The sequence below is a fragment of the Snodgrassella sp. W8124 genome, assembly GCF_016100875.1.
In the GTDB taxonomy this organism is placed as follows: Bacteria; Pseudomonadota; Gammaproteobacteria; order Burkholderiales; family Neisseriaceae; genus Snodgrassella; species Snodgrassella alvi.
Window position 1 is genome coordinate 1,719,677 of the sequence record NZ_JACFRP010000001.1, and the last position, 22,758, is coordinate 1,742,434.

General features: G+C 38.5%; 11 protein-coding genes and 1 tRNA gene. 3 read left to right on the top strand and 9 right to left on the bottom strand.

Going from position 1 to position 22,758, the window contains the following annotated elements:
• Positions 1-194 precede the first annotated feature (194 nt).
• Positions 195-653 (top strand): FxsA family protein, encoded by a 459-nt coding sequence (locus H3U73_RS07705; protein WP_025329795.1) that lies wholly within the window; start codon positions 195-197, stop codon positions 651-653.
• A 70-nt stretch (positions 654-723) separates the two neighbouring features.
• Here H3U73_RS07705 and lysS read toward each other — a convergent pair whose 3' ends face one another.
• On the bottom strand, positions 724-2,247 hold the full coding sequence (gene lysS, locus H3U73_RS07710) for a lysine--tRNA ligase (protein ID WP_084550130.1): 1,524 nt from the start codon (positions 2,245-2,247) through the stop codon (positions 724-726).
• A gap of 636 nt (positions 2,248-2,883) precedes the next feature.
• On the opposite strand from lysS, the gene pgl reads away from it, so the two are divergent.
• Positions 2,884-3,582: a 6-phosphogluconolactonase gene (pgl, locus tag H3U73_RS07715; RefSeq protein ID WP_051506363.1), complete on the top strand. Its 699-nt coding sequence runs from the start codon at positions 2,884-2,886 to the stop codon at positions 3,580-3,582.
• A 45-nt stretch (positions 3,583-3,627) separates the two neighbouring features.
• Here the strand turns inward: pgl and H3U73_RS07720 are convergent, their stop codons facing one another.
• The 7 genes from H3U73_RS07720 to phoB form a co-directional block, all read right to left on the bottom strand.
• Entirely contained in the window at positions 3,628-6,108 is a 2,481-nt protein-coding gene (locus H3U73_RS07720) for an autotransporter outer membrane beta-barrel domain-containing protein (protein ID WP_084550128.1), read from the bottom strand.
• A gap of 486 nt (positions 6,109-6,594) precedes the next feature.
• Positions 6,595-10,323 carry an autotransporter outer membrane beta-barrel domain-containing protein gene (locus tag H3U73_RS07725; RefSeq protein ID WP_198190308.1) on the bottom strand — a complete coding sequence of 1,243 codons (3,729 nt, stop codon included), beginning with the start codon at positions 10,321-10,323 and terminating at the stop codon, positions 6,595-6,597.
• Positions 10,324-10,461: 138 nt separating this feature from the next.
• The gene (locus H3U73_RS07730; protein ID WP_084550124.1) at positions 10,462-10,638 is read right to left on the bottom strand and encodes an ESPR domain-containing protein; all 177 of its coding nucleotides are present in this window, start codon (positions 10,636-10,638) and stop codon (positions 10,462-10,464) included.
• A 1,756-nt stretch (positions 10,639-12,394) separates the two neighbouring features.
• Complete coding sequence (locus H3U73_RS07735) at positions 12,395-12,673, bottom strand: DUF3761 domain-containing protein (protein ID WP_084549691.1); 279 nt, start codon at positions 12,671-12,673, stop codon at positions 12,395-12,397.
• A gap of 1,144 nt (positions 12,674-13,817) precedes the next feature.
• A tRNA-Lys gene (locus H3U73_RS07740) sits at positions 13,818-13,893 on the bottom strand.
• 13 nt (positions 13,894-13,906) lie between these two features.
• Positions 13,907-15,265 (bottom strand): phosphate regulon sensor histidine kinase PhoR, encoded by a 1,359-nt coding sequence (gene phoR, locus H3U73_RS07745; RefSeq protein ID WP_084550452.1) that lies wholly within the window; start codon positions 15,263-15,265, stop codon positions 13,907-13,909.
• 38 nt (positions 15,266-15,303) lie between these two features.
• On the bottom strand, positions 15,304-15,990 hold the full coding sequence (phoB, locus tag H3U73_RS07750; protein ID WP_084550449.1) for a phosphate regulon transcriptional regulator PhoB: 687 nt from the start codon (positions 15,988-15,990) through the stop codon (positions 15,304-15,306).
• 821 nt (positions 15,991-16,811) lie between these two features.
• Here phoB and H3U73_RS07755 point away from each other — a divergent pair.
• On the top strand, positions 16,812-20,402 hold the full coding sequence (locus H3U73_RS07755; protein WP_198190309.1) for an autotransporter outer membrane beta-barrel domain-containing protein: 3,591 nt from the start codon (positions 16,812-16,814) through the stop codon (positions 20,400-20,402).
• Positions 20,403-21,527: 1,125 nt separating this feature from the next.
• Here H3U73_RS07755 and proB read toward each other — a convergent pair.
• Complete coding sequence (gene proB, locus H3U73_RS07760; protein ID WP_084550439.1) at positions 21,528-22,661, bottom strand: glutamate 5-kinase; 1,134 nt, start codon at positions 22,659-22,661, stop codon at positions 21,528-21,530.
• Positions 22,662-22,758: the final 97 nt, after the last annotated feature.

Below are 22,758 nucleotides of genomic sequence, written 5' to 3' on the forward strand. Positions count from 1 at the left end.
TCTTAACAAGAATCTGTATAGCATAACTTGTTTAGCTAATCTTAGCTTGATATTAACATAGCTTTTCCCGCCTCATTGACTAGTAAGCCCCTCTTTTCAGACAGGCAGAGAAATCCATTTCACAACTGCTATATTGAATTCTTCGATCCTGCAACCATCTGTTAAAAATGTTATAGCTTAAAAGGGTAACTTACATGCGTTACATAGGTTGGGCATTACCGATACTGGCAGTACTGGAAGTCCTTTCCATTATTCTGGTTAGCAATCTGATTGGTGGCGGCTGGACACTGCTTATCATCTTACTGTCAATTGTCTGCGGTATTTTCATGCTGCGTAATATTGGCGTGTCTGGCTTATTTCTTGCAATGGCTACCATTCGTACTGGCAACAATGTATCGCTTTACCAGCTATTATGGCCAGTGCGCTACATATTCGCCTCCATCATGCTTATTAGCCCCGGATTTGTCTCAGATATATTTGCTGCCTTGTTATTACTACCTATTAGCGGCAAGCCTCTGACCGGCACAACCCAATCCTTCTCCCGTTCAACACAACCGGAACAGGGGGACATTATCGAGGGTGAGTACACTGTAGAAACCGATAACGAACAAACAGCTCACTCCGGCACACAATCAAATCTTCCGCATAAATAACCGAATAACAAAACCAAAAGCCGCACAGAATTAATCTGGCGGCTTTTAAATTACAGAAAGACGATTCTCACTACTCTAAACGCATTTGCGGAAACAGAATAACATCACGTATTGTTTGAGCATCTGTCAGCAGCATAATCAGACGATCCATGCCAATACCGCAGCCGCCGGTTGGCGGTAAACCATATTCCATAGCACGAATATAATCTGCATCGTAATGCATTGCTTCATCATCACCAGCATCCAGCTGTGCTACCTGAGCTTTGAAACGCGCAGCCTGATCTTCAGGATCATTTAATTCCGAATAGCCGTTAGCCAGTTCGCGTCCGACCACAAACAACTCGAAACGCTCAGTTAAACCCGGTTTAGTATCCGATGCACGTGCCAGTGGTGATACTTCTACCGGATAATCCACAATAAATGTAGGCTGCCATAATTGCGCTTCCGCGCACTCCTCAAATAAAGCCAGCTGCAAACTGCCCAGACCCTGAGCCATAGGTAAAGCTCCGCCCAGTTTTTTAATTTCAGCCTTCAGCCAGGCCTCATCCGTCAGCTGTTCATCCGTATACTGCGGATTAAAATGTTTAATTGCTTCTACAATAGTCATACGAGCAAACGGCTGGCTTAAATCTACCTCCTTACCGTTATAACTCACCACAGCACTGCCTGTTGCCTCAATAGCAGCAGCACGGATTACCTTTTCTGTCATGTCCATCATGCGCTGGTAATCACCATAAGCCTCATAGAATTCCATCATCGTGAATTCCGGATTATGGCGTGTACTCATGCCCTCATTGCGGAAATTACGGTTAATTTCAAACACACGCTCCAGACCACCCACAACCAGCCGTTTCAGATAAAGCTCAGGTGCCACACGTAAAAATAAATCCATATCCAGAGCATTATGATGCGTAACAAACGGCTTTGCTGTAGCTCCGCCCGGAATCGGATGCATCATCGGTGTTTCCACCTCCAGATAGCGCTCACCTACCATCACATTCCGTATCGCCTGAATAATCCGACTCCGTTTCACAAAAGTGTCACGCGTTTGCTCATTGGTAATTAAATCTACATAGCGCTGGCGATATTTCTGCTCCTGATCAGCTAAACCGTGAAACTTATCAGGTAATGGTCGCAAAGACTTAGTCAGCAACCGCAGACCAGACACCCGTACCGTAAGCTCACCGTGATTGGTTTTCATCAGTTCACCTTCAGCACCCACAATATCACCCAGATCCCAGTGCTTGAATGTATCATGAACTTGCTCACCAACACCCTGATTGTTGATATACAGCTGAATACGGCCGGTCATATCCTGAATGGTCGCGAAGCTGGCTTTACCCATATGACGTTTCAGCATAATACGTCCGGCTACCTTTACTGGAATTGCCTTTTCTGCCAGCGCATCCTTATCAAACTCATCATAAAGCTGATGCAAATCTCCGGCAAAAGCATCCCGCTTAAAATCATTTGGAAAAGCAATTCCCTCAGCACGAATCGCCGTCAGCTTCTCACGGCGGTGTGCCATAATCTGGTTTTCATCCAGTTGTTCTTCTTGCGCGGCAGCTACCGGCGCATTCTGCTGTTCACTCATATGCATCCTCATACTATATGCAATTGTTATCAACTAACAACTGCCCGCCTGACACCATTGAGCATAGTATTAAATTCAGGCAATAAAAAATTAAAAATAACCGCCTATTTTAAGTCAAAACAGCCAGTTTGACATCTAAAACACCTGATTCAGTTACAGCAATCCCATATTGCCATAACAAATTTCTTCAACCAGCAGCAATAACTTAACACCATCCGGCAGCAAAAACTTTAAACATCATCCCAAAGAAATAAATTATTACCAAACTGTAACCAAAGCACATAAACCTGCCCGGGTAAATTAATGATAGCAACATCTCTGATATCAGCTAAACAGAAGAGCAGACTTGAGCATAAATTTATCCGTAGCAATCTATAAACAGCCAATATTGAATATATATTTCTTGATTATTTATTAAAATAGCATAAAAATAACAATAAAATATTAACCGTCAACCTGTGCCATATCCGTTAGCGCATACGAAAATACCAACAGTCTATTATTTGTTTTAACAACAATTACATTGAAATACAACTCATTAACCCATTACCAGCGAATAATAATTTTAATATTAAATTTAACAACCTTATCGCTGTATCACCAATAAAACCCAGATATATCTTTCAGGAGATGAACATGTATCAGTTACATCTTTATGACACACCTATTGCGATGAATACAGCTCTGGCTACAGCTATTATTGCCAACCTGCAAAATGCAATTAATCTGCGCGATTGCGCTTCTCTTGCCGTTTCAGGCGGTCCGAATCCGGTAGAGCTGTTTCAGATACTAAGCAAAGCGCAACTGGCATGGGAGAAAGTTTATATTACTCTCGTGGACGAGCGCTGGGTTGATAAACACCACGAAGACAGCAACGAACGGCTGATTCATACCCATTTACTACAAAATAAAGCTAAAGCAGCACACTTTATCAGCCTAAAAACCGTAGCTGAAAATCCATATGATGGTGTGGATGAAATTCAGGCACGTCTGGAGCAACTATTACCCTTACCCATAGATGTACTGGTATTAGGTATGGGAGACGACGGGCATACTGCATCGCTTTTTCCTCATGCTGAAAATTTATCCAAAGGCCTGGATATGCACTCCGAGAGAATGGTAATAGACATGAAACCCCTGACTGCACCGCATGATCGTATTTCCCTGACTTTACCGGTAATATTAAACAGTAAACATTTATATCTGCAACTTTCCGGCAAAAAACAACAACAGGTACTACAACAGGCACTGGCCGGAATCAATAGTAACGATATGCCAATCAGAGCTGTTCTGCATCAACAGAAACTGCCATTACAGATTTATCTGGCTCAATAAAAAATGCGCCGGGTAAAACCGGCGCATTGACAAAATTCAGCATAATTACCAGGAATAGCGATAATTAAAATTAATGCCAAATTTCTGCTCTGTATGCTGCCCGCTCGCATAATCAAGCTTGAAATCAGCGTGATTATTTGAATTAAAATCCACACCCAGCCCTGCTTCATACAGACCACTGTTACCAGCTCCGGTAATACGCATATTGCTATCATCAACAATAGCATGTCCCAGACTGTTTTTATCATGTAACCAGTAAGCACCTGCATACGGATGCAGATTCACCTTATTCAGTGCCAGAGTAGTTTTAACTGCCGCACCTAACTGACTACGATAAAAAGTCGTACTCTTCGTATAATCATCACCGGATAAACGACCGGCAGTTATACCAGCTTTAGGTGTGATTACCCATTTATCAGAAAGGCTGAAATCTTTACCCGCATCAACACTCAGACTATTACTATGCCATGTAGCCTTATCCATTTTGTTGGCATTAGCTTTCAGATGGCTGTAACGATAAGCCGCATCGGCAAACCAGCCTGCTGTATTATACCAGCCGACATAAACACCAGTAGTAAGTGCTTTCAGATTACCGTCCTTATAATTACCATTAAAATCTACACTAGAATGCCCCTGTCCCACAAAAGCACCCAAATAAGTCTGATTACTGTCATTACCCAGCGGTAACAAATGATCATAACCTAATTGCAAACTATATGATTTTTGCTTAAAACCAGAGGTAGTCAACCCATAGCTTGAGCCAGTACTGTCAAAATGATTATTGGTATAATTACTGTCCAACCACATATTATTAACATGTGACTCATTTTTCAGACTGTTGAAGCGTGCATTTAAAGGTTTTTGCATCTGATATACAAACTGGCTGGCCGCCTGACGCATACTGATAAGTGAATTGGAAAAATCACTGATTTCATGCCGAGGGCCATAATGACCGCCTCCTGCTGATGCGGCACCATTATCATTACTTAGAATCCAGTCATTTCCGTTCTGATGGAAGAAATAGCGATATCTGCCAACATCAACATAATTCTGAACCATAGAGAATGATCCGTCACCACCTTCAGACTCAACCAAAGTTATCTGAATATTCGGTTTTTTGGGCTGTTTACGACTATCTGCCACACTGATTTTATGTTCACCATGAACCTGACCATGAATTTTAATCTTATCAGATTGTCCATCGGCCAGACTGGTATTCATATTAAACAGACTATTGCTACCATTTAAATCGCCATTTATTGTCAGAGTTTTAAATTTACCACCCTGACTGAAAGAAACAACTGAATCATGAATATTCAGCTCATCCAGTACACTATCACCATTGATTGTCCATGAAGAACCATTATTCAGATTAAAAGTTATTTTAGGCGCCCGCTTCGGATCCTGATCAATATAAATACGTCCTGCCAATTGAGAATGATCCGCAGTTAAAGTAAATGGCTGTAATGCAGCAACCTGCTCATCTCCTATAGCATCATCATCCTCAGCATCTTCAACATAATAACGATGATCATTGACACCCAGTAAAGCATTCTGCCCGATTAACTTGCTGTCTTTAATTGTAAATTTATGTTTATCCGCTTCCGTCTGAGTAGTTGCCAGCATAATGCCAATACCTGACTTTATAGTACTATTTTTAACATTTACTTCACTTCCGTTATTCAGATAAAAACCTAAACTGAGCGGATTAGTAAGATTTATTTCTGTGTTGCTAACATTGGCAACAGCATGATTCTCTGAACTCTGATTCACTATATCTATGCCAAAATTAATATATCCATCACCTTGTATTTTCATATTATTGACATTGACGAGTGCATTATTATTATCCGAAACTTCTATAGAAATTGCAGCTGAATAATCACTATCTTTACCTAACTTTATTTCTGAATCATGAATATTCGCTGTGCTGGCAGCTGTACCAGCCCCAGTAGCCGCTATATAATATGCATCAGAATGAGGAGCAGTGATTGTAAAATCAGCCTGTGAATCCAAATTTCCTCCGCTAAGTTCAATTCCTTTAATACCTTCGTCAAATTCTTTTGGCTGCCCCTGCAAGCTAAAATGAACACCCTTAGGCATCACAAACCGTGCATTGCCCGTTTCTGATTCAAAACTGACACCTGTATGGTCTATATCCTCCCGATGATCTCCGTACTTTTTATTATTTAAATACGAGGTATCTATTGTAATTTCAGTATTTGGAGAAAATTCTGCCGTTAATGAATGTGCAGTATTATTTGATTCATGAATCCGGAACATCGACAAGTTATGACCATCTTCTCCGGGAGCTCCGGTAAACAACTCTTTAAATTCACTCTCAGTAGGAATGCCATTATAATATTGATCAGCTGTAATAATAATTTTATTATTTTCCGGATCTGGCACCTTACATCCGTCTATAGCATGACAAGTATTAGCAGCTACACTATAAGCTGACAATGATCCCAGAACAACTAGCAGAATAGTTTTTAACTTTAATGGCGGGTGTATTGATTTCATCATATAAATTAATCTTTTAACACAAATAAAAAATAATATCACAATATTTATAAATTAAGTTAATATTTGTTTATTACAATTAAATTATTTTTTATCATATAATAAATTTAATTACACTCTTGCCTTAAAATTCCATTGTATTAATTTATTCATTTAAATTAATTACATTATCTTATAATTTTATTCAAATAAATCCTGTTTATCTTTTACTTTATTGTTGATAGCAATATACCCCTCATGTTGTGGGTAAATAATCTATTAAATCATACCTTAATAACATTTGATCTAATAATATTTTGCATCGTTTGGCGGTAGTACAGAATCCTTAGTAATCAGCTTATTCAGGTAAAGCCTGTTCATCATAATTATTCAGAGAGTATAGAAGTAATAATTTTTATAAAAAAAAGTCTTTAATTTAAAGTATTAATAAAAAAACAGGATTGAATCATAAACGATCAACCCTGTTTTGATTAAATTATCACAACTTTATTACCAGTTAACCTTTAATCCTACAGAACCATTTACAGGTGATTTCACATGTGAATCTCCGCCATTAGACCATGTATGGCCAATTTCACCATAAGCTTTCACCTTGTCGGTAATATCATAGCTACCACCAATAGCCATTTCAGTATTAGCATGCGAAGCACCGGCATTCAATGTAGTTGATGCTGCCTTTGTTTTAAAGGTAGTGTGATTTGCACCATTTGGTGAGTAGAAGAAATTAACCCGGGCATAAGGATGGAGCACACCTTTATTTACCTGATAATTACCTTCCAGACGACCGCCCAGACGGAATAACCACGCATTATCATGATCCTGTTTAACCGTGGTATTACCACTGATATCAGTATCATTTAAATCCAGCCATTGATGAATAATCTGTGCCTGAGGTTCAAATTTCCAGCTGCTGCTACCAATAGCAAATGGCTGACCGACCTCAATAGAAGCAGTAACACCATGACCTTTTTGCTTACTATTTGAGGTGCCATCAGGTTTGATATCTACATTATGGCGTGCACCCTGTAATACAACATCCATATAGGCACCATTATCTCGGGTGTAATTACCATAAGCACCCAGGAAATAAGATTTAGTACTATTTTTACCAACCTTACCATTAATGCCGCTGGCAAAACCATTTACATCAAGATTTCCATGTAAATAACCTAAGTAGCCACCAATACGCAGACCATTATTGCTCCAGATATCGCTACCAACCTGCAAACCGGAATAGTTACCTTTACTACGGGTATTAGCTGTTCCATTCTGACGAATATCGCTACGATTAGCAATTACTCTGCCCCAGCTCATCCGTTCATCAGGAGTAGGAGTAGCACCAATACGCTTATGCATATCACCGAGCATCAGACTGTCTGCCTGATGTAACTGGGCACTAACTGCACTATATAAAGGTACTTCTCTACGATAAGTTGTTTTTGTACCGGTTTCCTGCATTTTTTCAGAGTAAAGATTCCATTTATTATCTTCACTTTTTTGCAGCCTGTACTCATATGCACCGGCGTCAACATGATCGCGCAGTAATGTGAAAATATCGCCATCAGCAGTACCATCAACGGAGACAATTTCAATGCCATTTGTACCGGCTGTACTTGCACCCAAACCACTAACTTCAGTTAGATCAATGGCTGTCTCACCACTCGCATTTCCACCGATATGTAATTTATCAGCATTATTTTGCTCAGGTGTTACTTCCAGAAGCAGTTTACTACCCTTTTCACCATGATAGTCACCCTGAATGGTCAGACGGTCACCAACATTATCGTTAACCAGATTAATATTACCGGCATTGTTTACATTACCTGAAATAGCAACTTCGTTCTTACCGGAAGAATTGTCAATCTTATCAAGTTGTACTTCCGCCCCAGATCCGATATTCAGGTTTTGTGTATTAAGGTCACCGGTTAGAGTTAGTCTGGCTGATTGTCCAAGATGGATATTTTCCCAGTTAACAATACCAGCATCACCTGCACTATTACTGGTAGAAGAACCGCGAAGATTAGTATTAAGGTAGAGTTGGTCATTACTGCTGTCTTTACCATTATCTATATCATTGCCGCCGTCCAGCATAGTAAGACCAGTAATATCAGCACCATTATTGATAGTGAGAATATCACTACCATGACCCAGATTAATATTACCGGTTACTTTTGCTCCGCTATTAATAGTAACTAAGGAGTTGCTATCGCCATCTTCAATTGCAATACCTGATGCAGCAGAAACATCTGCTCCCTTATTAAGGATAATACTACTGTTTGAAGCTGGTAAACCATTGGTAGAGATGCCTGCACCGGTACCACCCGCCACCTTACCTGACGTTTCTATTGACACAGCACCGCCGGTCATATTTATTGCACTGATACCATCAGTACCGCCAGTAATGCTTCCTCCGGTCTGATTTACTGCTATGCTGTTTTTCTCACCAGAATCCGCCCAGTCAATATTAGTTGCCTGTATACCAGCACCACTAGTACCCGTTACATTACCTCCGGTTGTGATTTTGGTATCACCTTTACCTAAATTTGTCGCAACAATTCCGGTTTCTTTACCTTCAATACTACCTGTTGTCTGAGTAATATTGATTGCATTCGCTGTTTCACCATTGTAAGCAGAAATGCCGGTACCATTTATTCCCGGTCCGTCTGCAATCACTGTACCTGCTGTGTTAATAGTTGTAGATCCGGTACCGGAATTTACAGTACTGATGCCTGCTGCGCCTCCCCGAATTTCACTGCTGTCTTTTTGATTAATATTGATATCAGTTGTATTAGCACCATTTGAAACAATAATTCCGTTACTAGTATTGTATTTGCTACTATTTAAATCGTTAGAATCTTCTAATACTGTTTCAGTACTGGTTGCCTTTACCTTTCCGTTAATTTCAATATTAGTAGCACCTGATCCATAATTATTAACTTCAATACCACTATTAAAACCAGTTATATCTCCATCTTTATCTTTCTGGATAACATTAATCCCCTCAGATGAAGCCAGACTACTATCTGCAATGTTTTTGCCAGCTAATTTCTGACTATTGTACCAATCATCTATGCTTACATTATCTGCGTTTTCATCAACCTCTGAAACAGGAGCTATACCTGAAACCGCCAGAATACCTGCACCGGCATTACCTGTTACCTGACCGGATGTTTCCACTGATACTGCTCCGCCGGTCGTATTTATTGCACTGATACCATCAGTACCGCCAGTAATGCTTCCTCTGGTCTGATTTACTGCTATACCTCTTTTCTCACCAGAATCCGCCCAGTCAATATTAGTTGCCTGTATACCAGCACCACTAGTACCTGTTACATCACCTCCGGTTGTGATTTCGGTATCACCTTTACCTAAATTTGTCGCAGCAATTCCGGTTTCTTTACCTTCAATACTACCTTTTGTCTGAGTAATATTGATTGCATTCGCTGTTTCACCATTGAAAACAGAAATGCCTGTACCATTCTTCTCCGGTCCATCTGCAATCACCGTACCCACTGTGCTAATAGTTGTAGATCCGGTACTAGAATTTACCGCACTGATGCCTGTTGCTGTACCCTGAATTTTACTGCTTTCTTTTAATTGATAAATATTGATATCAGTCGCATTTTCTTGATTTTCAGCAATAATTCCACTACCAGTATTAAATATGTCACCATTCGGATTCATCGGATCTATGGTATCATCAGTATCCACAGGTACTGATCCGGTTCCCGTTCCTTTACCTGTAACATTTCCGCTAATATTGATATTGATAGCATCAATACCCTGATTATTCACCACGATTCCATTAACTGAACCTTCAATATTGCCTGTTTCAGCCTGAGTAATATTAATTGCTTTTGAGTTTTGCCCATTATCTGCATAAATACCCGCCTTAGCTTGTACCGTACCAGCAACATTTATATTGGTAGATCCTTTACCGCTATTAGAAGTTGTAATACCAATATTTTCACCCTTAATAGTACTGCTGCTTGCAGTCTGGTTTACAGTCAAATTGGTAGCATCTTCAGAATTGGTTATTGAAACAGCATCGTCAAATTTTGGCGTATCTGTATCACCTGGTATCATTTCATTACCTGATGAAATGACATCTCCGGAAATATCAACTGTTGTTTCGCCTGTTCCGGAGTTTATTCCCCAAAGACTACCTTTCTGGCCGGTACGCTCGCTTTCAACTCTTATATTTTGACCATCTGCCAAACCAAGAACGTCAAAAACCCCTTCCTGTGAAGTAATTGGATCATCGGAAGGAATACCAATGAATGCAATATCCTTGCCATCAGGTCTGTCCCGATCTGAAATGACAACTTTCTCTGCTGCATTAGTACATATTTGATTTTACTCCGAAGTAGAAACACACTGAGCCTGAGCTACATTTGCAGTTAAAGCCAGTGCACCAATCACTGTTGTGACAACCTTGGCTCCCACTACTTTCCCGCTTTTGCGAGCCAACTCAGAAGTCACAACATAAGCCTGTTCTCTGGCATTCCAAATCAGTTTGTATATTTTATTCATTTGGCAATCAATCTTTAATAAATTAAGTTAAGTTAACGAAACTCAAATATAATGCATTTTAAATTTAACACTTTATTACTTTAGTAATTAATTGTCCTATATAGACAAAATTAGGTATTTTTTTGGTCATAGGTAAAATTATATTGTTTTAAAATATTTATATTTATTAAGTTGTATTTTTATGACAAATGACATTATATTTATCTCATTAAAAATAATTTCACCGAATAAAGAATAAAATAGTGGAAAAATAGAGAGTAAAATGTAATTTACATCATTAATTTATTGAATTCAATAAATTTAATTATAAATTTTGATAAATGAAATTATTTTATTGCTTAGTAGTGTATAACTTTATAAATACTCTTTATTCTTTAATAAAAAAATTTTGAGATTTAATGAGCAGAAAAATAAAATATTGTGTTGAAATAGTTAGAAACGATTTTAATAAATCTAAATATTCTATAATATATAGAATCAACTTAATAATGATTACAAATACTATAATTAAGTATATAAATTTTGACAAAAAAGGACTAATCATCAAACTGACAATTCAAAAATAAATAGTCATTGATAAATTAAGAAAATTATAATAATGAATTTATATTATAAAATATTTAGTTAAATCTTTAATATAATAGATAATTGATGGGTGATAAGCAATTCGAACGCTCGACCAACGAATTAAAAGGTATACATGATCAACTCAATTGATCCAGCCGGAACGATGAAGCAGACGTGGAAAATCAGAATGAAGAGAAAATTCAAGATAAAAGAAATACGTCACCAGATAGATAATTTATTATAGGAAGCAACCTAAAAGACCGAGCTCAGCAAAAAGCGTGAAGTACTTAATATTGTACTCTCTATATCCGCCAGAGCACTGCCAAATACCATCAAGAATGGCATTAAAATAATTTTACAGTTAAAGATCATCAGTATTTATTTGCCTTACATATATAGGAATATCAAACAGATGAACTGCCATTTCACATATACATCATTGTAATTTTATGGTATATGAATTTTATTTATAGGTTTAATCTACATAAAAATGATTTATATGTATAGCATTTTCACTTTGCAGAAAAATGCGTGAATAAGTTATACCCTGTGCGACTACGCACTGCCAGCATAGAGAAGTAATCATTAAAGAAAAGAATCTATATCATATTCCATACATAAATATGGATACGTAAGCAATGCTCCTAAATAAATAGTAAAATAGCCTATTGAGGCGATACAACGCAATGGGAGACCAGCTCACACTTTCTAAAGGAAGCTGTTACAATTCAAACTTAAATCGTCAGCAACGATCTGCCCAAATAGCCAGAAAATTGTATAAGAATTAATATAGAACAGATCCAGAATTATCAGTAAATTAACATCTAAAATCTCTAATATTGAATTTACTATACAGGCGCAAGCAATTTTTGATAAATTTGTGCAATGATTTAATTCAACATCAATCACACAATAATATTGTTTATGATATTGAAGGCTAAAAATTAACAATGATATTTATTTACCAGGTAATCAATGGTAAAAATGAATCCACATTAAATCAGCTTTAGATGTACTTTTAATTAAACTTATCAGGATTTAAATTTCTTTATACTTTTACTAATTACTTAGGTTGCACAGGCAACCTAAGTAATTGTATAAAAGCGGCAGTAGCCTTTCTTAAAATTAAATATTTTTAAGTGCAGAATACTACTTTAAAAATATTATTCTCACACTATTGCTTAAATTTCTATCGTGCTATTCCACCGTGTCGCGAACAAGCCCCTTTTCCTGCTTTAGTTGAAGTTCCATCATTACATTTAATAGTATTTTTAGGTTGTTCAGTTTTTGGTTTTTTATTTGATTTTCTTCTTGTTGGCAAATCATCATAAACAACCCCGCCATGATGAGAACATGTACCCCTTCCGGTTGAAGTTGAATATGTGCCATCTGCACATTTTGACTTCACTTCCGGATCATTTGCATTAGTTGTGATTCTTGCAAATCCTGATTGTGAGAAAAAAAGCATAAGAAAAGCATGGCAAATCTGCTACTGATTTTTAGCATAATTTCTCCGCAATTTACATAATTAAAATATAAATAATTTTTAACATATGTTTATTATAAAAATCAAATTTTCAACCAAATTATTTATATAATTTTAAATTTTAATTATTAAGAAATTATTTATACAACATTCAGTCTATACTTGGTATATTTAATATTATTCTTATTAATAAATTTTACGGTTCTACTGCTCTGTAACAAAGGTTCCAATTTTCTAGTCAAAGTAGTAGCTGATAAAATTAATCATTCTTAATCATTCCAACTACTGTATTAATCAAATCAGAACCATATTCCAGCAGAAATCTTCAAATAATAAAAAACCAGTAATTTAGCCTTCTCCGGCTCTTCAGCATAAGCAGTATCTGGCAAATAGCCCTGCTTTACTGGCTGTTGCCCATCCGGAGCGGGAGCGGATTTAGTTTAAAAGTCCTTATTCTTAATTTGTTTTTTAATCATTTTTCAAAATACTCAGGAAATAAAGACTTAAATCAGCAAATTTTTTGAGTTCAAATCAATTTAATTATCTTATCTATTTTAACGATATATTTTTTAAATTTTTATAACTGAGAATTAGGTTATGGGTATTTCAGTTGAAGAATTTATAAAATTAATATGAAAAAATCTTTTAAATTTTAGAGATTTAAAGGTGACATTCTTAAATTGATACAGGCTAAAGTATCTAATGTAGACATACCTGTAGTTAAACGGCATACAAACAAGTGTAGCGAATTTTGATTATTACTTAAAAAATACAATATGAGCTTAAACAGCTCGGATCTAGAAATACTATTACTGGTAGCACTGAAATCAGGAATACATGACCAGCAGAAGCTTTGAGTGAGAATTCAGCCAGCATGATTCATGACATACATGGGCTACCAGGCTAGTTGAAGATGGTGTTTCAATGCATGGCATTAGATATGAGTGGCTAGAAATCTCTAGAGATAGGTGCAAAAATATGCTCATTTAGTACTGAAGCATTTAATCCAGCCTACATTAAAGATTAACAATATCATGACATCAAAATGTTACAGTTTTGTCACAACAAATAATACAAGGGAAGAAACGATAAAATGCGTAGAGTATTAGAATATATGGAGGAAAAATGGTGGGTCGTGAGCGATTCGAACGCTCGACCAACGGATTAAAAGTCCGCTGCTCTACCGACTGAGCTAACGACCCAAGAGCGCGCATTTTAGGCAGGAGTGCGGCTGCTGTCAAGTACTTTGCTATTATTCATTTGCGGTAATATGGCACTAAAAGAGCTGCCTTTCCCAGTAATACTTTCAATCTGTAATTTGCCGCCATGTTCTGCCAGAGCGTGTTTGGCAATGGCCAGCCCAAGACCTGTACCCCCGCTTTCGCGTGAGCGGCCTGAATCTACACGATAAAAGCGTTCGGTAAGATGAGGAATATGCTCCGCAGCGATACCGGGACCCGTATCGCTCACTTGAAATACAGTCTGCTGATAGTTGTTTTCGTCTTGTTCACTATAGAGCCGGATAGTTATAGTTCCACATTGCGGAGTATAGCGTACAGCATTAAACAGAAGATTACTGAATGCATTATATAAATCCTGCTGAATCCCCTCTATCCAGATATCTGCAGCTATTTCACAAATAAAATGATGTTTATTTTCAGACAAAATTTCAGCTTCATATACTACCTGCTCAACCAGAGTACTCAGGCACAATGATTGTTTACGTAAAGATGCAGTAATCTGATTTTCCAGTCGTGATAAGGTTAATAAATCTGCCAGAAGGTGATTCATGCGGATTCCTTCTTTACTCATCAGTGCAATAAATGATTGACGCTGCTCCTGCGGCAAATCCGGCATATCCGTTAAGGTTTCCAGAAAGCCGTTGATTACAGTTAAAGGAGTACGCAGCTCATGCGAAACATTGGCCACAAATGCCGTTCTGGTGGCATTTAATTGTTCGGCAGCAGTAATATCCTGAGTAATAATCAGTGTTGCCTGTTCGTCAAACGGAGTACGGATAATATTCAATACTCGTGGTAATCCGCTATTTATATGTTCAAGTGTAAGCTTTATATTCACTGACTCTGTTGCCGGCTCATCCAGAAATCGCCGGAAATCACTATTTTCAATCAGATCAGCTAGCATACTGTTATTGTCTTGTTCAGCAACCAGATTCAGATGGATTGCAGCCAGATGGTTCAGCCACTGAACATGTCCATCCTGCCCGAGGATTAATACGCCCTCTGGTATAGTTTCGGCAATGCGGTTAAAGCGTAACAAGGCGACACCCAGTTTCTGCTTGCGCTTTTTACGGCTACGTGCCTGTAGCATCAAAGTATTGAAAATATTGTTCCAGATCCCGATCCCCTGTGGCACATTACGTAATTTCGGTCTTTCCAGCCACCGGACCAGTTTAAATAAATGATACCAGTAACCCGCCAACCATAAAAAAAACAGGCAGCACAAGCTAATCAGCATGAATTGCAGGCCGCCAGCCAGCAATGACGCTACAACAACCACTATCACGGTTGCCAGTATTAAATATAAATGATGGCGCAGTTCAGACAGAAGCATGTCATTTCACAGAAGATAAATTTAAGAAGTAATTCCGGCTATGGTGAAAAGCGATAACCGCTGCCACGCACTGTTTGTATAAGGTGGTCATGCCCCACTGTTTCAAGTCCCCGTCTTAACCGGCGGATATGAACATCTACCGTACGCTCCTCAACAAACACATGATCACCCCATACAAGATCAAGAAGCTGGCTGCGGGTGTATATACGATCCGGATGTGTCATAAAGAAATGTAATAACTTAAATTCACTGGGTCCGAAAGAAATGGTTTGTCCGTTTACTTGTACACGCTGCTGCTGCGGATCGAGTTCCAGACCATAAATACGCAGTGGTACGCTGGTTTTTTGCGGTGCACGCCGGCGCAAAAGTGCATTAATTCGCGCAATCAGTTCTCGTGGTGAGAAAGGTTTAGTAATATAGTCATCTGCACCCAGATTCAGCCCCTGCTCTTTATCTGTTTCTTCACCGCGTGCTGTTAATAGAATAATAGGTAAATCACGACTGCGAATATCATTTCTCAGCTGCCGGATAAAATCAAGACCGGAAAGTCCGGGTAACATCCAGTCCACTAGCAGCATGTCAGCCAGCCTGGATTGCAATAACGGCTGTGCTGCTTCTACACTAGGTACACATTGAACAACAAAGCCGGCCTGCTCGAGAGTAAATTGAATCAGGGTAGAAATTGCAGCTTCATCTTCTACAACCAATACCATAACTTCTGCCATATATATTTCCTGACCAGATTAATTATCTATTGTGACAGATTAAGAAAATATAAAGCCAGCAACTCAGCCAAAACCTGTGCCACAACATTCTGTTGCCTACATTGAGTGCCGGACTGACTATTGCAAGGCTAGCAATACAATATAAGCTTACAATACATTAAGAAGCAATATACACAGCCATCCCATATTAATTGTATTGAGCAAACTCCACCATTTAATTTCTTATTATGAACATCAGTAATTAATAAATTTTGATTTATCGTGATTAATAGTATGATTTTCTCAATCAGTTTACTATAAATCTTCAGCCGTCTGCATTTACTAAATAATATGTAACCGGTTACGTTGTTCTACGGGTATAATGATAACGTTATTAAAAATACTGCAGATACTTTTGAAACCAATTTACAACAAATCAAAGATTTAAATTATCTGATTATTATTTTAATCTAATTCCATATTCATAAAATATAACTGTTTACTCCCAAATCCGCTTACTAAAACATACATTTCAACAAATATATTAATATAGATAAATATACCATAAACATAAAATATCAGGCTAAGGCTTCAGTTATTTGCCATACCTCATAGAAATCCTAATTTTTTTATTTTATTTAATCATTATTATTATTTATATAACTAACAAATAATAACATTTTTTTATTAATTATCAAATAGTTAAATTTTTGACTTAATTGATTTTTTATTGTCGAATTAATACTGGATATGTCTTATTTCTTAATGTCCGATTAAATGATTGTGTAACTAATTGCTGTAACTAAAGCATCATTATTTTTTAACCTGACTATTTTATCAATATGAATAAAATCTACAAACTTATCTGGAATGCACAAGTACAAGCATACGTTGTTACCTCAGAACTAGCCCGTAAAGTGGGTAAAGCAGCACAGCTCAGGCTGGTAAGCATTATAGGTATCGGCATAGCAACCTCTGGTCTGACTTATGCACAATGTCCGCTTTCGTTTCAAAACAGCAAATTTTGTACAACATTCAGGTTAAATACACCTGGTATCAGTACATATGCTGATACCACTATCAGCAATAACCGTATTGAAAACCGGGATCCTTCCAGTCAGACTATCAATACATCTACCGATGAATTAAATCAGACACTTACCATCGTTAATCAAAATGGCGCAGGAAATTTAACCGTAAACGCAAACAATAAAAACATCACCAACATTGATGCAACAAATAATAGCCAGACAGGTGCGATTATCATTAATGCCACCCAAGATATGTTATCTGACTCTGTCAGTGGTATTTATATTAATAATGCAGGCACCGATGCTAAACTTTCAACAGCCTCTATTCATAGCAAACAGCGCAAAGGTATTAGCATTTATAACGGAGGCAGCGGTTCCACACAAATAACAGCTAATGGCACCATTATATCTGATAATGATGATGCCATTTATGCTATGAATAATACTGCAGCAAAAGATTTATTTATTACTACCGGAGCTATTATTGGTAAAGCACATGGCATTTACGCATACAACAATGGTATAGGATCAGCGACACTTATCGTTAACCAAGTTATTGAATCAGGCACTACCGATGCTATCTGGGTTAATAATGCGAATGTATCAGCCAAAAACATAGCTATTACAACCAAAGATACCGTAAAAGGCAATACCAACGGTATTTATGCATACAATAGTGGTAAAGGTTCTACAACCATTACCACTAACGGCGATGTATATGCAAATAATGGTAATGGTATTTATACAGAAAATCATGGTGAGAAATTAACTGTTACCAGTAAAAGTGTTCAAGGTACAAATACCGGTATTTTCGCTATCAATTCTGGTACAGATTCTACTGAAATTACGTCTGAAGGTAATATTTCCGCTACATCCGGTAACGGAATCTTTGTTAATAATGGCAATAATACAAAGGGTCTGACTATAAATACTAACGTTATATCCGGTACAGATAACGGTATATATGCAACCAATAATGGAACAGGCGAAACCAGAATTGTCAATCAGGCATCAGTAACAGCAGATAAAAATACCGGTATCAGCGTAACCAATACAAATCAGGCTAACGGGCTGAACATCAAATCACTTATTATCAATGCCGGTACTAATGGTATCGTTGCAAATAATCATGCTCTCGGTGACACAGAAATTACTTCTAACGGGCCAATTACAGCCATAAGGGGATACGGAATCTGGGCTGAAAACGGGGAACAGGCTGGAGGTATCATCATTCGATCGGGAGGTGCAATTAGCGGAGGAACCAGCGGCATTAAGGTACACAATTCTGGTTCAGGTAGTACTACACTTACCCTGGTCAATCCAATAACTGGGGGTACGGAAGCAGGTATTTTTGTTGATGATAAACCAAACAGTAAAACAACTATTACCCTTAAGACCGGTACCAAAGTTTCAGCAGCTTCTGGTCTGGCTATTCGTGATGGTGATGGTAATGCCAATGTTACGCTGAATAGCGGTTCAAACGTCATCGGACGAATTGAGCTGGGTAACGGTAGTGATACTCTTTTCATCAATCGCGGAGCCAATATCAGTAATATTACTGTAGTCGATGGTGGGGACGATACCAGCAGTAATGACGGAATGACTGATACACTGAATATTAATCAGTCATTAACCGGTTCAACCACCGGAAATAATAATGGTACTGCCGGAAATATTGCCATTCTTAACTGGGAAAAAATCAATCTTGCTCAAAACAGTACCCTCACCCTGAGCGGAGATTTGAATACTAATCAGCTTAATATCGGGAATGGTACCACAGTCAATCTTATCGACTCTCTAAGACAGGCACAGATTAATGGCGATGTGTTTAACTCAGGCAATATTAATCTCCATAGTAATTTCACCGGAGACAATTTAACGATTAACGGAAATTATCAGGGTAATGGCGGTAAACTGACTCTGGATCTGAAACTTAATTCTGCTTTAAAAGATAATGACAGCATTGCTGACAATACTGCCGATAAACTGACTGTTCAGGGTAATGTGACAGGTAAAACCACCATCAGGTTTGCCAGCATTGATGGTCTTGGCGGCGATACCGGAAATACTAATGGCATTGAATTAGTCCAAGTTAACGGTAACAGTACTGGGGATGCTTTTGCACTGGAAGGCGATCATTTAGACAGAGGTGCATATGAATACCATTTGTTTAAAGGTGATTTGCAGCAAAACGGGAATAACTGGTATTTACGCTCTCAAAAGCAAACAAACCCGGGTGATGATAACTCCGGTGGCGATAATTCTGGTGGCAATAATTCCGGTGGCAATAATTCCGGTGGCAATAATTCCGGCGGCAATAATTCCGGCGGCAATAACTCTGGTGGTAACAACTCTGGTGGTAACAACTCCGGTGGCAATAACGCCGGTGGCAATAACGCCGGTAACGGCAGCTCTGGCGATAGTGGTACGACAACTAAACCATCAAAACTCAGACCGCTATACCGTAAAGAAGTACCATTATTTGCCGCAGTTGCCTCTCAGTTACGACAGGCCGACAGCCTTATGCTCGCTAATATGCATCAGCGTATCGGTTCTACTCCTCTGCCTGATGAACGTATGAGCTGGGGCAGAGTGATTGCCAGCCGTACAGATATTCAGCAAAATGGGCCGGCCAATGCCCGTACTACCGGTAATTATGCCGGTTTACAACTGGGCAGTGATATCTGGAGCAACAATGGCTGGCGTGCCGGTGGATATGTCGGCTATCTGCACGGCAATCTCGATGTCGACGGCTTTACCAGCGGTATTGATACCAGAGCAGGTAAAAACACAACCAAATCTTACTTTATCGGCGCATATGGTAATTACACCCGTGAAAATGGTGCTTATGCAGATTTTGTAATACAGGGTGCCCGCCATCATGTTGATATTAAACCGGATAACAATCCGACCGGCAAACAAAAAGGTCATGGCGTTACGGCTTCAGTAGAAATAGGTCAGCCGTTTACTCTGGGCAGCAGCAACTGGAAGCTTGAACCGCAGGCTCAGATTATTCATCAGTGGCTAGATTTAAATGATTCTGATATCAGCGGACGTACTACAGTCAGTCACGGACACAATAATGCCTGGCTCTTCCGCCTTGGCGGAAGACTCGAAGGCAGCTATCAACTGAATAAAGGAAGTCTGCGACCCTATGCCCGGGTAAATTTCTTTTACTCACCTGATGGTGCCGACCATACCAGTTACGTTACTAATGTAGCCACAACCAGATTAAATGCCGGTGCCTCTCATGCCAGCACTGAGCTGGCAATTGGCGGTACTTACGATATTACAAACAAAGTAAAAGCTTATGGTGAAATCGGCCATACATGGTCTAATGGTGGTAATGCACATACCAAAGCGCCGGTAAATGGTTCTGTTGGATTAAAGATTAACTGGTAAGGCGCAATAAATAAAGAAACTGGTAATTATTTCCAAACTGAATCTTTTTCTTTGTAAAAAACAATACAATCATATTGGTTATTCTGAAATATGCAGAATAACCAATATGCAGGAATACCATCTTTTTCATTTTATATTACTTAAAACAATTCAATATTATGCATTATTCCGGATTTAATATTAATTCCTAGCTCATAATTTCAGCATCCGCTGATTTTCTTTTAGTGTAGAAAGAAAAAATTAATTGGTTAGTATGAATTTATTCTAAATAATTTATTTATAGCACTAATAAAATCAGCACCGGTTTAGTTGATCAGGCGCAACACTACATTAATTTTGATGGTAGTTATGACTAATAATTTTTTATTAATGATATATTATCTATTTGACAATAACTTACTAATCTAGATGAATAAGCAAAAATCTAACAGAAAAAAGTATATTATAAATAAGTTACTTTATATTCTGCTTATGGCTTTTATTTTATTTCTTCCTTTGACATGTGCCTGGAAATTTGCCAAACATTATTTGTATGATACAACTTATCAGAATATATTAGTGAAGTTTGCCTGGCGACCCGATAGGTGTGAGTCACATTCTGGAGAACCGAAATTAAAATGTTCCTGCAAATACGGTATCATTGGACTTGACGATAAGAATTATAAAATTACTAAAGATGGATATTTATATTGGAGACATCAGCTCGAGGGTAAAGTGGTGTTAATAAGCAAACCTAGTTTTTTCACAGAAGGAGAAATACTTACAGGTGGTTACATGAAAATTATTGATTCAAAAACTGGAGACATTTGTTATTATGATTCTGTCATGTAATAATCGCACCATAGCGATAAACTCAGCATCCATAGCCTGAGAAGATATTTACTACCTTTATAGTGGCAATCTGTCTACATGGCAGATTATGCTCAGATATCTATAAATTTACCTGATACTGAAAACGGCACTTTTTGATAACACAGACAAATTTAATGATGGTATATATATTTATCAGGCTACTTTAATCTGCTTTATTAAAAACAAATCTTAGATTGGTTGCTGTTTAAGCTTACAGCCTGCTGGTAAATATTATCTCTTTATCGGATTTGGCAGAATTTTTCAATATCCGCTTCAATCACGACGTAATACCATATTATCCCGATGGATCAGTTCCTGTTCTGCCACATAGCCCAATAATTCTTCTATAGCCTGAGACGGCTGCCGCAATAAACGCCCAATTTCATGATCATTATAATTAACCAGTCCGCGGGCAATTTCTTTACCGGCCTGATTACATACTGCCACTAATGCGCCACGATCAAAATGACCACTGACAGCAACACAACCGATAGCCAGCAGACTGGAGTGCTGTGTTTTCAGTGCCTGTTCCGCACCCTCATCAACGGTTAACTTACCAGCCAGTTGTACCTGCCCAAGTAACCATTGCTGGCGTGCGCTCAACCGGCTACCGGCCGGGGTAAATAAAGTACCCGTTTGTGCGCCTTCAAGTAACCGGACTAATACATTTTCAGCATGCCCGTTGGCGATACAGGTTGCAGCACCGCTTAAAGCAGCCCGTCTTGCAGCCAGTACTTTGGTATACATACCTCCGGTGCCCACGCTGCTGCCTGCTCCGCCGGCCATACTTTCCAGGTCTGGATGATTGGCAGCAATTTTATGAATCAATCTAGCTTCAGTATGCTTACGCGGATCTCTGTCATACAGACCATTCTGATCTGTCAGAATAATCAGTACATCAGCTTCAATCAGGTTAGTTACCAGAGCACCAAGGGTATCATTATCGCCAAGTTTGATTTCATCAATGGTAACTGTATCATTTTCATTAATAATCGGTACTACTCCCTGCTCCAGCAGAGTGCGGATAGTACTACGAGCATTTAAATAGCGGGTACGGTGACTCAAGTCATCATGTGTCAGCAAAATCTGTGCTGTCCGGATATGCAGTGATTCAAACGCAATCTCGTATGCCTGAGCCAGTCCCATTTGCCCCACTGCGGCGGCAGCCTGTAATTCATTAATTGCTTTGGGACGTACCTGCCAGCCCAGCCGTTTCATACCTTCTGCAATAGCACCACTAGATACCAGTACTACCTGAATACCATGTGCACGTAATTGCGCAATCTGCTGTGCCCAGTTATTCAGAATATTCTGATCTACCCCATGTCCGCCATTGGTCACCAGACTGGAACCTACTTTTACTACCACACATTCAGTCTGGCAGATATCAAATTCTGAGTTATTCATGCTTATTATGCAGTTGTTATGTCAACGGTTGAACAGTTATTTTACCTGTGCGCATTTGTTTTGATAAGTGTGTACGGCTGTTATAAAAACAGCAGCC

Bases quoted from the DNA above. Each gene is read 5' to 3' on its own strand.
- H3U73_RS07705 (WP_025329795.1), top strand. From the start codon at position 195: ATGCGTTACATAGGTTGGGCATTACCGATACTGGCAGTACTGGAAGTC.
- lysS (WP_084550130.1), bottom strand. From the start codon at position 2,247: ATGAGTGAACAGCAGAATGCGCCGGTAGCTGCCGCGCAAGAAGAACAA.
- pgl (WP_051506363.1), top strand. From the start codon at position 2,884: ATGTATCAGTTACATCTTTATGACACACCTATTGCGATGAATACAGCT.
- H3U73_RS07720 (WP_084550128.1), bottom strand. From the start codon at position 6,108: ATGATGAAATCAATACACCCGCCATTAAAGTTAAAAACTATTCTGCTA.
- H3U73_RS07730 (WP_084550124.1), bottom strand. From the start codon at position 10,638: ATGAATAAAATATACAAACTGATTTGGAATGCCAGAGAACAGGCTTAT.
- H3U73_RS07735 (WP_084549691.1), bottom strand. From the start codon at position 12,673: ATGCTTTTTTTCTCACAATCAGGATTTGCAAGAATCACAACTAATGCA.
- phoR (WP_084550452.1), bottom strand. From the start codon at position 15,265: ATGCTTCTGTCTGAACTGCGCCATCATTTATATTTAATACTGGCAACC.
- phoB (WP_084550449.1), bottom strand. From the start codon at position 15,990: ATGGCAGAAGTTATGGTATTGGTTGTAGAAGATGAAGCTGCAATTTCT.
- H3U73_RS07755 (WP_198190309.1), top strand. From the start codon at position 16,812: ATGAATAAAATCTACAAACTTATCTGGAATGCACAAGTACAAGCATAC.
- proB (WP_084550439.1), bottom strand. From the start codon at position 22,661: ATGAATAACTCAGAATTTGATATCTGCCAGACTGAATGTGTGGTAGTA.